Annotated in this window: 12 protein-coding genes; 3 read left to right on the plus strand and 9 right to left on the minus strand. The window is 60.2% G+C overall.

All coding sequences use genetic code 11. From position 1 onward, the window contains the following. Window positions 1-28: 28 nt before the first annotated feature. The 3 genes from AACL53_RS04735 to AACL53_RS04745 form a co-directional block, all read right to left on the minus strand. Window positions 29-1,201, minus strand: a complete 1,173-nt coding sequence (locus AACL53_RS04735) for a GNAT family N-acetyltransferase (protein WP_339083001.1) — start codon at window positions 1,199-1,201, stop codon at window positions 29-31. 114 nt (window positions 1,202-1,315) lie between these two features. Next, a complete protein-coding gene (locus tag AACL53_RS04740; protein WP_339083004.1) occupies window positions 1,316-2,065 on the minus strand; it encodes a glycerophosphodiester phosphodiesterase family protein in 750 nt (249 codons plus the stop codon). Between the two features lie 4 nt (window positions 2,066-2,069). After that, window positions 2,070-2,531, minus strand: a complete 462-nt coding sequence (locus AACL53_RS04745; RefSeq protein WP_339083006.1) for a RidA family protein — start codon at window positions 2,529-2,531, stop codon at window positions 2,070-2,072. Between the two features lie 126 nt (window positions 2,532-2,657). Here AACL53_RS04745 and AACL53_RS04750 point away from each other — a divergent pair, with 126 nt between their 5' ends. Next, window positions 2,658-3,527 (plus strand): cell envelope integrity EipB family protein, encoded by an 870-nt coding sequence (locus AACL53_RS04750; RefSeq protein ID WP_339083008.1) that lies wholly within the window; start codon window positions 2,658-2,660, stop codon window positions 3,525-3,527. A gap of 39 nt (window positions 3,528-3,566) precedes the next feature. On the opposite strand, the gene AACL53_RS04755 is transcribed toward AACL53_RS04750, so the two are convergent. Continuing rightward, window positions 3,567-3,863 carry a DUF3572 domain-containing protein gene (locus AACL53_RS04755; protein WP_339083010.1) on the minus strand — a complete coding sequence of 99 codons (297 nt, stop codon included), beginning with the start codon at window positions 3,861-3,863 and terminating at the stop codon, window positions 3,567-3,569. A gap of 117 nt (window positions 3,864-3,980) precedes the next feature. On the opposite strand from AACL53_RS04755, the gene AACL53_RS04760 reads away from it, so the two are divergent. After that, window positions 3,981-4,415, plus strand: coding sequence for a response regulator (locus AACL53_RS04760; protein WP_339083012.1), 435 nt, complete (start codon window positions 3,981-3,983; stop codon window positions 4,413-4,415). Between the two features lie 23 nt (window positions 4,416-4,438). After that, window positions 4,439-5,809 carry a PleD family two-component system response regulator gene (locus AACL53_RS04765; RefSeq protein ID WP_339083014.1) on the plus strand — a complete coding sequence of 457 codons (1,371 nt, stop codon included), beginning with the start codon at window positions 4,439-4,441 and terminating at the stop codon, window positions 5,807-5,809. Between the two features lie 579 nt (window positions 5,810-6,388). Here the strand turns inward: AACL53_RS04765 and rpmG are convergent. The 5 genes from rpmG to topA all read right to left on the minus strand — a co-directional run bounded on the left by rpmG (window position 6,389) and on the right by topA (window position 12,918). Then, on the minus strand, window positions 6,389-6,556 hold the full coding sequence (gene rpmG / locus AACL53_RS04770; RefSeq protein WP_045836778.1) for a 50S ribosomal protein L33: 168 nt from the start codon (window positions 6,554-6,556) through the stop codon (window positions 6,389-6,391). Window positions 6,557-6,631: 75 nt separating this feature from the next. Beyond that, window positions 6,632-7,333 carry an NUDIX hydrolase gene (locus AACL53_RS04775; protein ID WP_339083018.1) on the minus strand — a complete coding sequence of 234 codons (702 nt, stop codon included), beginning with the start codon at window positions 7,331-7,333 and terminating at the stop codon, window positions 6,632-6,634. A gap of 13 nt (window positions 7,334-7,346) precedes the next feature. Further along, the gene (locus AACL53_RS04780; protein WP_339086886.1) at window positions 7,347-7,799 is read right to left on the minus strand and encodes a DUF983 domain-containing protein; all 453 of its coding nucleotides are present in this window, start codon (window positions 7,797-7,799) and stop codon (window positions 7,347-7,349) included. A 59-nt stretch (window positions 7,800-7,858) separates the two neighbouring features. Next, window positions 7,859-10,129 (minus strand): ribonuclease R, encoded by a 2,271-nt coding sequence (gene rnr / locus AACL53_RS04785; RefSeq protein WP_339083020.1) that lies wholly within the window; start codon window positions 10,127-10,129, stop codon window positions 7,859-7,861. Between the two features lie 20 nt (window positions 10,130-10,149). Beyond that, complete coding sequence (gene topA, locus AACL53_RS04790) at window positions 10,150-12,918, minus strand: type I DNA topoisomerase (RefSeq protein ID WP_339083022.1); 2,769 nt, start codon at window positions 12,916-12,918, stop codon at window positions 10,150-10,152. Window positions 12,919-12,945: the final 27 nt, after the last annotated feature.

Genomic DNA, 12,945 nt, shown 5'->3' on the forward strand with positions numbered 1-12,945 from the left:
ATGCGGCGGCCTTCGACTGGGCGCCGCTTCAGGCTTCGTCTTTGCGATAGGGGCCCATCTCGGTCAAGTCGGCATTGAACCGGGTCACGGCTTGGCGCTCCTGGTTGAGGAAGCGCTCCACGGCGCGTTCGAGCGCGGGGTCGGCGAGCCAGTGCGCGGAGTACGTTTCGACCGGTAGATAGCCGCGTGCGAGCTTATGCTCGCCTTGGGCGCCGGCTTCGACGCGCGGGAGCCGGTGCTCGATGGCATAATCGATCGCCTGATAGTAGCAGACCTCGAAGTGGAGCGCCGGGTGGTGCTCGATGGCGCCCCAGTAGCGGCCGTAAAGGCAATCGCCGCCGATGAGGTTCAAGGCGCCTGCGATGTAGCTTCCATGCCGCTTCGCGAAGACCAGCAGGCACCGCTCGGGCATCGCTTGACCGAGGAGCGAGAAGAAGGTGCGATTGAGATAGGGCCGGCCCCACTTACGGTTTCCGGTGTCCATGTAGAACTTGAACATCGCGTCCCAGTGAGCTTCGCCGATGGCTCTGCCGGCGACATGCTCGATCTCTATGCCGTGCGCCAATGCCGCCTGGCGCTCTTTTCTCATCGCCTTGCGCTTGCGCGATGCCAGGGTGCCAAGAAAATCGTCGAAGGAGCCGTAGTCCTGGTTCTGCCAATGGAACTGCTGGCCAATTCGCGTCAGGAAGCCGAGGGCGCGCAGGCGCGCGGCGACCTCTCGGTCGAGAAATGTCAGGTGCACTGACGATAGGCCGCCGAGGCGAGCAACCTCAATCGCTGCAGCGGCTAGCATCTGCTCGTCGGAGAAGGACTTTGCACCTGGCTTCACGAGCAGGCGCGGGCCAGGGACGGGCGTAAACGGCACCGACATCTGGAGCTTCGGATAATAGCGTCCACCTGCCTGGGCGTAGGCATCGGCCCAGCCGTGATCGAATACGTACTCACCCTGGCTGTGCGATTTCAGATAGGCGGGCGCGGCTGCTGTAATCGATCCGGTCTCGTCTTCGATGACGAGATGGCGCGGCAGCCAACCGCTCTTGATTCCGACTGCGTGCGATTCCTCAAGCGCGTTAAGGAAGGCGTGAGAAACGAAAGGATTGAAGTTCGCCGGATCAGGATTGGCGCAGGCATCCCATTGCGCTGCGTCGATCGCTGCGATCGACGGGGCGAGTTTCACGGCCGTGTCGGGAAATGTCGGCATCTTTACCGCTGCTGAGTATGTCCCAAGTCTATGCAACTCCTTTGCTGTCGCAAAGCGACAAAGGGCAGGGCAGATGCGCGCTGGTTGCGGTGATCTAGAACGGCCGTCCAATCGTTAGGGATGAAAGCCCTCAAATATCATGGCGTCGGCGTGTGCTTCGGCGATGCGCCGCTGTTTCGGCGTGCGCACTGTCCACGTGAAGAGCGGCAGGCCCAAGACGCGGCGCACGTATTCCGTTACCGGTGTCGGCAGGGCATCGACCTGGTAGGCATAAAAGTCCGGCGCGACTGGGCCCGACTCGAGCAGGCCCCGAAGGGCAGTCGCTCGCTTTCTTTTGATCTTGCGCGACCACCAACCGGCGCCCGCGTAACTACCCGAAACGATCCCGCGCGGGACGTCTGGAGCCAAGCTCCGCACTGCAATCATCACGTCCGGATCGAACGACATCAGGGCAACGGGGCCGCGATACTCGGAGACGAGCCTCGCGATGCTGGCGATGAACTCGCGGTCCGGCGGGTCCCATTCGCTTTTGATCTCGATCAGCAACGGGACACGCCCACCGACCAGGTCCAGCAAGCCGGCGAGCGTCAGGATCGTCTCGCCTCCGACACGATAGCGATGCGATCCGAGATCACGTTCCTTGACGGCCGAGAGGGGGCCCCGTCCGTCTACGAGCCGGTTCAACGTCTCATCGTGAAAGACGACCGGGACGCCGCCTCTGATGGGCCGCAGATCGCATTCGATGCCGTAGCCAGCTGCAATTGCGGCGTCAAAAGCGGGGCCGGTATTCTCGATGATCCCGCGCTTCGCGTCATGCAGGCCGCGGTGAGCGATCGGTCGAAGAAACGCTGCGCGGTCGAGCATGGCGTCAACGGATTTTCAGGATCGCATCGATTTCGACGCACGTGCCGAGCGGCAGGCTCGAGACGCCGACAGCGGATCTCGTGTGCCGTCCGGCGTCGCCGAGCACGGCGACGAGAAGGTCGGATGCGCCATTGATGATCTTCGGATGATCGACGAATTCTGGCGTCGCGGCGACAAAGCCCGTCAGCCTCAAGACCTGCACAACGCGTTCGAGATCGCCGAGAGCGGCTTTCGCTTGTGCCAGCAAGCTGAGCGCGGATTGCCGGGCGGCTTCCTGCCCGTCCTCGATGGATACGCCGGCTCCAAGCTTACCTGCCAGCACGCGGCAGGCCGCATCCTTGGCGACCTGTCCCGAAATGAAGAGCTGGTCACCGGAAATGAGAAAAGGCACGTAATTGGCGACGGGTTGAGGCGCTTCGGGGAGTTTAAGGCCCAATTCGGAAAGCCTTTGCTCGACTGTTGTCATTGGCATATTACCCATAGTTAGATTTCGGTGCAGCTTGTGCCGTGCTAGCGCCTCTTTGCAACGCTTTATCTGCGAACTAGACTGCAGCAGTTTTAAGTAAACCGGCCTGGAGAGCGAGTAAGCCCAATGATAGTGCGTGAAGGCTATGTCACGATCGCGCTTCTTGTTCTTGCCGGTCAGATGCCGGTTGCGCCGGCGGCTGCAGCCGATCTTATCCCATTTGCCCCACATCGAGCGGTCTACGAGCTTTCGATGGGAGACTCAACGGCGGGCTCGGGCGTGACGGGCGTTGCCGGCCGGATGGTTTATGAACTCAGCGGCTCGCAGTGTGACGGCTATACGCAGAACATGCGTTTCGTGACGGTGATGACGAACCAGGAAGGGACCGAGACGCTCAGCGATCTCAGGAACTCGAGCTGGGAAGAGGCAGACGCGAAGAAGCTCAGGTTTTCTTCGACGCAATATCAGAACGATAAGCTCGCAGACGCGAGCCAAGGGGATGCAGCGCGTTCGAAAGGTGCGATGCCGGTCGTCGGCGTCGATCTCGTAAAGCCCGCGAAAAAACGCGTGTCGTTGCCGACCGATATTTATTTTCCGATGCAGCACGCTTCGACGCTCGTCCAGGCGGCTAAAAGCGGTTTGAAGATGTTTGCGGCCAATCTCTACGACGGGTCGGAGCAAGGCGAGAAATATTATTTGACGAATACTGTCATTGGCAAAAAGTTCGACAGAAGCACTAAGACTGTCCCAGCTTCCTTCAAAGGTGCGGACATTCTGGCGAGCGTCGATTCTTGGCCAATGACGATCAGTTATTTTGAGGCCGGCAAGGACAAGAGCGATCAAACGCCGTCCTATGAGTTATCGTTTCGCTATTTCGAGAATGGCGTCACGAGCAATCTGAAGATTGATTACGGTGAGTTCTCCATCAAGGGTGAACTCAAGGAGCTGACGGCGCTGACGCCCGGTAAGTGCCCGGAAACGAAGGACGCGCATTAGCCAGTTCGTAATCCAATCGCGGCTTCGCGGCCGATGCGATTATGAGAAATCGATTGGTCCTGTGAGGAGTTGATGGGCCGGGCCCATGATCGCTGGATCGATGCCGGCTTCCTGGCAGAACGACAGCAACAGTCCTTCGTCTGAAAGAATGTAGTCGAACATTGCTGCTTGCAGCTCGCGCGAACTGGCAACGCCTCGAAGATCGTCAGGTGAAAGCCCAGTCAATGAAAGAAAACGCGAAGTTTGATTTGGGTCGGCGAGCAGGAATGCCAGCACCTGCAACGCTACGGCCTCCGCATCATCCTTAGTCATAGGTTTTGATCTGGACCGAAGCATTGCGTTTCCTATGCGTAGGCTGATGTTAACTGTTGGTTACGGCTTTCGAGGCAAAGATGCCCCAGGGTTTGGGTGAGAATCGCTGCAAAATGACCGCGATGGAGAGTGGGCGGTTTAATGACGTATCAGGAATCCGGAACGAACGTCGAGCGTCGCGTGCCTGAGCCGCGGCCAACGGTGCGATCTGTCCTGATCGTCGAAGACAATGAGCTCAATATGAAGCTCTTCAACGATCTCCTCGTTGCGCACGGCTACAAGACGATCCAGACGCGAAATGGCTTCGACGCGCTCGAACTCGCGCGCAAGCACCGTCCCGATCTGATCTTGATGGACATCCAGTTGCCTGAAGTTTCCGGCCTCGAGGTGACGAGATGGCTGAAGGACGATGACAGTCTCCGCGAAATTCCGATCGTCGCAGTAACGGCTTTCGCGATGAAGGGGGACGAGGAAAGGATCCGGTCAGGTGGTTGCGAAGCTTACATTTCGAAGCCGATTTCGGTGATGGCGTTTCTCGAAACCGTTCGAAAGTTCATCGGCCCGTCGAAGCCGTAGTTCGTATCCAGATTTTGTGATCCATGACAGCCCGCGTACTCGTCGTCGATGATATTCTTGCCAATGTGAAGCTTCTCGAGGCGAGGCTGCAGGCGGAGTATTTCGAAGTTCTCACCGCCAACAGCGGGCAGCAGGCTCTCGATATTTTGGCGCGCGAAAGCATCGATGTCGTGCTGCTCGACGTCATGATGCCCGGCATGGACGGGTTCGAGGTGTGCCGGCGCATCAAGGGCAGTCACGCGACCCATCACATTCCCGTCGTCATGGTCACGGCACTCGATCAGCCGTCCGATAAGGTCCTTGGCCTCGAAAGCGGCGCCGACGATTTCCTCACCAAGCCCGTCGATGACATCGCACTCGTTACGCGCGTGAAAAATCTCGCGCGTCTCAAGATGCTGAACGACGAAATGATCATGCGTGCCTCGACCGGCAAGGACATGGGCATTCCGGACGATGGCTCGCTCGCACGGGCGCTTTCCGCGAGATCGGGCCGGGTCATGCTGGTCGACGACCATCCCCGTTCGGCGGCACGCCTTCTCGAAGTTCTATCCAAAGCCAACGACGCCTGCGCGGAGCGCGATGCGCAGACCGCGCTGGTGCGCCTCGCGGGGGGCAATTTCGATCTTCTGATCGTGAGTTTGTCGTTGCAGGACGCCGACGGCTTGAGGCTTTGCTCGCAAGTGCGTTCGCTCGAGCGTACACGGCATCTGCCGGTCATCATGCTGGTCGAGCCGGGGGACGAGGCGCGCTTGCTCCGCGGGCTCGATATGGGCGTTAACGACTATCTGATGCGTCCGATCGACCGGCACGAGCTGCTCGCGCGCGTGAAGACCCAGATCAAGCGGAAGCGGCATTCGGATTTCCTACGGCATCGCCTCGCTGAGAGCGTCGAGCAGGCCATCACCGACTCGCTGACGGGGCTTCATAATCGCCGCTACATGGAAGGGCATCTTCGAACATTGGTCTCGGAAGCGGTCCGCACCGGCCGCAACCTGTCGATGCTCGTTGCCGACATCGACCATTTCAAGAACGTCAACGACACGTACGGTCACGACGTCGGCGATGCCGTGCTCAGAGAGTTTTCTGTACGCCTTCGGCGGAACACGCGCGGGATCGATCTTGCGTGCCGGCTCGGCGGCGAAGAGTTCGTTATCATCATGCCGGACACTGATCTCACGCACGCCTACCAGGTCGGCGAGCGATTGCGCGCATGCGTGGCATCCGATGAATTTGCGATCGGCGACGGCAGAAGCATCCGCGTGACGGCGAGCGTCGGGATCGGCACGCTGGAAACGTCTGACGACACACCCGAGACAATGTTCAAGCGTGCGGATTGCGCGCTCTACATCGCCAAAAGGCGCGGACGAAACCGGGTCGTCGCCGATGCGGCGTAACAGAGACTTTCGGGACAACGGGGTCGTTGCTGTTGCGCAATTGTGCCGATGCAACGTTGTGAGCGTTGCCGATCCCAGGCCAATTTTCGCTTTATTTACGAGCGTTTAGTCAGCCGACGAAATGCTGCCGTTTCCGTCGAATCGTTGCGCTGGTGACACAGTAAAGCAGTTGTTGCTTTCTGCACTGTATTCTGGCACCAATTTCGATAACGACGTGGGGATAACACGAACATTACGTCAGATTTATTGGTCGCGAAGCCTGCAGCATGCTGTTTGGATGGCGACCGAGAAATCCCGCGCTATTGGGCCCGCCGCATAGCCTGATAGAGTGGGTATGATCGAACCGAGCGACCACACGAGTGGCCTCCTCGAACGGTTGCAGAGGGTCGATCGCGAAGCTGGGTGAGGAACAACGCCCTCTTTGAACCTCGCCCGGTTGTGGCCAGGGTCGCGAAGCTGTCTCGGAACGATTTACCCCGCTGCCGAGTTTGCTTTAGGCCCTGGCCGCTTTCAGCCAGGGTCCCTTCAGTACATCGATTTTTTCAAAAACAAACCAGAGTAGGCCGGCGTTTAACGCGCCTACTTGATCTTGGTTTCCTTGAATTCCACGTGCTTGCGCACGACCGGATCGTACTTCTTGAATACGAGCTTTTCGGTCGACGTGCGCGGGTTCTTCTTCGTGACGTAGAAGAAGCCGGTGCCGGCAGACGAGAGCAATTTGATTTTTTGTGTAACGGGTTTCGCCATCGATCTTGGCCCTAAGTGAAAGCGCCAATGAACCTTGGCGAGGAAGCGCGCAACATACGCGCGAACTATGCCGTGTCAAGGCGGCGGAGGTGCGACTTTACAGGATATTAGATCGCGACGATAGGCGGATCCGGCCGAATAATAGAACGGCAGGAATTCGCGTGTGCCGATCAATTCCGGATCGTCCCGAAGAAGCGCTGCGACGTCGTCGAGCACATGTTTGGTGATTCGCGGCAGGTCAAGATCGGCGGCCTTCGAAATGGTAAACCAACCCAGATCGAGCAGCTCGCCGTCGGGCGGCGTAAAATTCCCAGAGACGGCATTCGCCTTCGCCACGAAAAACCAAGTGTCGTAGCGGCGGACGCGTCCGGGCGGCGTAATGGCGCGCGCAAACGGCAGCAGCTCGGCGGGGGATGGGCTATGCCCTGAGGCTGCAAAAGCCTCCCAGGCCGCGCTCTGATGCACGAATAGGCTCTTCGTGCCAATAACAAGACCGGTTTCCTCACAGAGTTCGCGAACGGCTGCCAGCGCGAAGGGCTTGATTGCGTGTGCCAGGTTCGCCGGCATGAAAGCGCCCGCGAACCGATCGGCGAGTGCCCGATCGTCTTCCTCCACGCGACCGCCGGGAAAAACCCATTTGTCGGGGAGAAAGATTTGGCTGGCGTGGCGGCGTCCCATCAGAAGTGTGGGTTCAGGCCCCGACGTGTCGACGACGACGAGGCACGCTGCGTCGCGGATCGGCGTCTCAGTCAGTTGGTCGCTCGATGTTTCAGACATCTCGACCGGGCTGTCAGGAGGCGGCGGGCGGTGACGGCGGCCATTCTTCGGGCTCGTCCGAATTCGGGCCTCCGAAGCCATGCATGCGAAGGGCCCACTGATATCCGACGAGTGATCCCTTCACGCGCGGCAACAGCCATAAGCTCAGCAGCACGAGCGCGGGCATCCAGATCGCAAGCTGGACCCACGTCGGCGGTGAATAGAGACGCTCGACAATGATGATGCCCGCGACGATGACGTGCGCAGTGATCGTCATGACGAAATAGGGCGGAGCGTCGTCAGCGCGCTGATGGAAAAGTTCAGTTCCGCAAGCCGGGCAGAGGTCATTGACCTTCAGATATTTGCCGTAAAGCTTTCCCTCGCCGCAGCTCGGGCACTTCTGATTCCAGCCGCGGCCCAATGCCCGCCAGACATTTCGATCTGTGCCATCGTTTGCGACGGGGATGTTGCCTGCGGTATCGAGCATGAGCATTTGATGGGGCGTCGCGATGCGATGGTCAAGGGCGCGGGCGTCTTTCTGCGGCGTTATCGACCCCGGCCCCGGAATTTGTGCGACTTTCGCGGTCGAGCGTTGCGATTGCCGATCGTCTTCGAGGCGAAATTTCCCTTGGTCGGCTCGGTCAGCATTTCAAATCGTAGCGCACCGGCGGAGGGGATTGCCTCCAGCAGTCGAACCTCGACCGTATCGCCGAGCCGATAGCCTGTACCGGAACGGGCGCCGACCAAAGCGTGAGCCGCCTCGACGTGGTGGTAGTAATCGTTGCCGAGACTGGAAATCGGAATGTAGCCGTCGGCTCCGGTATCCTTGAGTTTCACGAAGAGACCGGACCGCGTGACGCCGGCGATGCGGCCATGGAACGTCGCGCCGACCTTGTCGGCAAGGTGAGCGGCGATCAGACGATCGGTCGTTTCACGCTCGGCGGACATGGCGCGACGCTCGGTATCCGAGATTGCCTTCGCGATGCTCGCGAGGCGCGGGATTTCGTCGTCGCTCAGTCCATCGGAACCGAGACCGAGCGCGCGGATCAGTGCGCGATGCACGATCAAATCGGCATAGCGGCGGATCGGAGATGTGAAGTGCGCGTAGCGGACGAGGTTCAGACCGAAATGCCCGATGTTCTTCGGATTGTATTCGGCCTGCGATTGCGAGCGGAGGATCACTTCGTTGATGAGATCGGGAACGGGCAGATCCTTCGCCTGCTCGAGGACGCGATTGAAAGCTTCCGGCTTCAGCGCACCGGCGTGCGGGACTTTCATGTCGAGCGTTTCGAGAAAGTCCCTGAGGCCCTTCAGTTTCTCGGGGCTCGGCGCGTCATGGACGCGATAGACGAGCGGGAGGCGTTTTTCCTCGAGCGTCTCGGCGGCTGCAACGTTCGCCTGGATCATGAACTCTTCGATCAGGCGATGCGCCTCTAATCGCTGAGGCGTCACGACCCGATCGACTTTGCCTTCGGCATTGAGAAGGATTTTGCGCTCTGGCAAATCGAGGTCGAGAGGCCCACGCTTGTCGCGCGCCTTGGCGACGGCTTCGTAAGCCGCCCACAGCGGCTTCAGCGCGGTCTCCATGAGAGGCTGGCATTTTTCCGACGGGTCGCCGTCGATGGCGGCCTGCGCTTCCTGATACGAAAGTTTGGCGGCCGATTTCATCATGGCGCGCAGGAAGGTATGGCTGCGCTTCTCGCCGTGCTTGTCGAACACCATGCGGACGGCGAGCGTCGGGCGCTCTTCGAGTTCACGTAGCGAACAAAGATCGTTCGATATTTTCTCCGGCAGCATCGGCACGACGCGGTCAGGGAAATAGACGGAGTTGCCACGGAGTTGCGCTTCGCGGTCGAGCTTCGAGCCGGGGCGGATGTAATGAGCGACGTCGGCAATGGCGACCGTTACGACGAAGCCACCTGAGTTTTTTCCGTCCGTATCCGGCGCCGCGTGCACGGCGTCGTCATGATCGCGGGCATCCATCGGATCGATGGTGAGGAGTTGAATGTCGCGAAGATCGGTGCGGCCTTTCATGGTCGGCGCCAGAAGCGTCTCGCATTCCTGAATGACCGACTCGGGGAAATCTTCCGGGATGCCGTGAGCATGAATGGCGATCAGCGAGATCTTTCGCTGATCGTCGGGGTTGCCAAGGCTTTCGACGATCTCGGCGCGGGGCGTTGCGAACCGTCCGCGGCGGTTCAATTGGAAGCGAACGAGATCGCCGTCGCTGGCGCCGCCGGTATCGTCGGGCAGAATTTGCCAGCTCTTCAATTCTTTCCGATCGATCGGCTCGATGGTGCCGCCACCGCGGTTCGATGCGCGGTAGATTCCGAGAAGACGGCGCTTCTCGCGCGGCAGCTTCTTGATCGGGGTTGCTTCGTAGGATGCGGCTCCGCTGCCGCGCGGGAGCTTTTCGAGGCGCGCCAGGACGTGATCGCCGATGCCGATCTCGACGTCGCGGCCGTGACCGGTCAGCATGCGAACGATCGGCCGCTTGCCGTCGTCTTCTTCCCAGTGCAGCGGCTTGGCGATGAGATCGCCGTCCTTGTCGCGGCCGGTGACTTCAAGCGTCGTGGTGGGCGGCAGTTTGCCCTTCTCACGCATGTGCTTTTTGTCGCCCGCGAGCGTGCCTTCTTCCGACATTTCGGCGAGCAGACGCTTCAATGCGATGCGGGCGCCGCCACCGACGCCGAAGGCGCGCGCGATCTCGCGCTTTCCGGCCTTCCCCTGAGCGGAATTCAGAAAGTCGAGGATCTGCTCTTTGCTCGGAAGTCCGCCATTTGCAGGAGCTCGCGTCACTTTAGATTTGCGGGCCACCTGGCGCCTCGTGTTTGCGATCAGGCCTTAGCCCTAGCGAGTTTCTTTGCGGGAGCGGCGGCTTTCGCCGGTTTTTTTGCAGCTGCGGGTTTCTTTGCAGCCGCAGGCTTGGCAGCCTTGCGTTCAACGGGCGCCGCCGATTCTGCTTTATCCGGCTTTGCCGCTTTCGTCGCCTTCGGCTTCGCGGCGCGTGCCGGCTTCGACTTCTTGCCGCCGCCGTTGGCGACGCGCTCGGCCAGAAGCGACACCGCCTCATCCATCGTGAGGGATGCCGGGTCCTTCGCGCGCGGCACCGTGGCGTTGACTTTGTTGTGCGTGACGTAGGGCCCGTAACGGCCCTCGAGCACTTGCACAGCGCCGCCTTCGCTCGGATGCGCGCCGAGATCTTTCAGAACCTTCGGTGCGTTCCGCTGGAAGCGGCTCTTGCCGCCGCCTGCGCGCTTTTCAGCAATCAGCGTGACGGCCCGGTTGAGGCCGATGGTCAATACGTCCTCGATGCTTTCGAGATTGACGTAGGTTTTGGCTCCGTCGTTCTCGTGGACAATGAACGGCCCGAACCGGCCGAGACCTGCGGTGATCGCGCCGCCTTCGTCGGGATGCTGACCTACTTCGCGCGGAAGCGACAGGAGCTGCAGAGCCTTTTCGAAATCAAGGGTCGCTGCGTCGATGCCCTTCGGGATGCTCGATCGCTTCGGCTTCTCGTCGCCTGCCGCCTCGCCGAGCTGGATATAGGGTCCGAACCGGCCGGTACGCAGCGTGACCGCAACGCCTTCGTCATTATATCCGAGGACCTTGCCGTCGAGCGCGTTCGCGTCGCCGTCGGCGGACTGGGTCAGCTGCCGCGTATAGTTGCACTCCGGATAGTTTCCGCAGCCGATGAAGGCGCCGTACTTGCCGGAAATCTTGAGGCTCAGGCGTCCTGATCCGCACTTCGGGCAAAGGCGCGGATCGCTGCCGTCTCCTTTGTCGGGGAAGACGTGCGGCCCAAGCATTTCGTTCAACGCTTCGAGAACGTCGCCGACGCGAAGATCCTTGATCTCTCCGACGGCCGCCATGAAGTCGCGCCAGAAGTCACGCAGCACGTCCTTGTAGGCAAGTTCGTTGTTGGAGATGAGATCGAGTTTTTCCTCGAGCTCGGCTGTGAAGTCGAATTCGACGTATTTCTTGAAGAAACTTTCGAGGAACGCGATGACGAGGCGTCCTTTGTCCTCGGGGACGAGACGCTTCTTTTCAATGCGGACGTAATCACGGTCGACGAGCACGGCCATCGTCGACGCATAGGTCGACGGCCGGCCGATGCCGAGCTCTTCCATCCGCTTCACCAGCGTCGCTTCCGAGAAGCGGGGCGGGGGCTGCGTGAAGTGCTGGTCGGCGCTGACTTCTTTATCTTTTAGCTGATCGCCAACGGCGAGCGCCGGAAGACGGCGATTCTCGCTATCGTCGTCGGCCGGATCATCCTTGCCCTTTGGGATCGTAAGAACGCGGTCGTCGCGGCCTTCCTCGTAGACCTTGAGGAAGCCGTCGAACATGAGGACGGAGCCGTTCGCCCGCATGCCATAGGCCTTGCCGTCGGCACCCTTGACCTCGATCTCGGCAGCCGTCTGCTCGATATCGGCAGGGGCCATCTGGCTCGAGATGGCGCGCTTCCAGATCAGATCATAAAGAGCGGCCTGATCCTTTTCGAGGTATTTGCGAACCTGATCGGGCTTGCGGCGCGGGTCGGTCGGGCGGATGGCCTCGTGCGCTTCCTGGGCGTTCTTGGCCTTGGTTTTGTATTCGCGTGCGAAGGGCGTGTAGTTCTTGCCGTACTCGGCAGAAATCACGTCGCGGATATGGCCGACCGCTTCCGGCACGATCTGGACGCCGTCCGTTCGCATATAGGTGATGAGGCCGACGGTCTCGCCGCCGATATCGACACCTTCATAGAGGCGCTGGGCAATCTGCATCGTCTGCTTCGCTGAGAAGCCAAGCTTACGAGACGCGTCCATCTGCAATGTCGACGTCGTAAACGGCGGGAAGGGATTGCGCTTCGTGGCTTTCTTCTCGACCGACGCGACGCGGAAATTCTGGCCGATCAGCGCTTTCCTGATGGCAGTCGCCGTCGCTTCGTCCTTGATGTCGAGCTTCTTGAGCGTCGTTCCATCGATGGCGACAAGGCGGGATCTGACGTCTTCGCCCTTGGCAGTCGAGAGGAGCGCCTCGATCGTCCAGTATTCGTCGGTTTTGAAGGCCTCGATCTCGGCCTCGCGGTCGCAGACGAGACGTAGGGCGACGGACTGCACGCGGCCGGCCGACCGGGAGCCGGGCAGCTTCCGCCAGAGCACGGGGGAGAGCGTAAAGCCGACGAGATAATCGAGGGCGCGGCGCGCCAAATAGGCGTCAACCAGGGGTTCGTCGATCTTGCGCGGCTCCTTGAGCGCGGCGAGGATCGATTGCTTGGTGATGGCGTTGAAGGCGACCCGCTCAACCTCGGTATTCTTATTCAGAGCCTTTTTCTGATTGAGAATTTGGAGGATGTGCCAGGAAATGGCTTCGCCTTCGCGATCAGGGTCGGTCGCGAGGATCAGTTTGTCGGCTTTTTTGAGCGCGTCGGCGATCTCGCGCATGATCTTCTGGGACTTCGGATCCACTTCCCAGTGCATCGCGAAATCTTGGTCGGGCTCGACAGAGCCGTCCTTCGCAGGCAGGTCGCGCACGTGCCCGTAGGACGCGATGACCTTGTAGCCTGAGCCCAAATATTTATTGATCGTCTTGGCCTTAGCGGCGGATTCGACGATGACGACGTTCATCTGGCGGTTTCGCTCCTAGGCCGCGCT

It is taken from the genome of Hyphomicrobium sp. ghe19 (assembly GCF_902712875.1).
GTDB lineage: Bacteria > Pseudomonadota > Alphaproteobacteria > Rhizobiales > Hyphomicrobiaceae > Hyphomicrobium_B.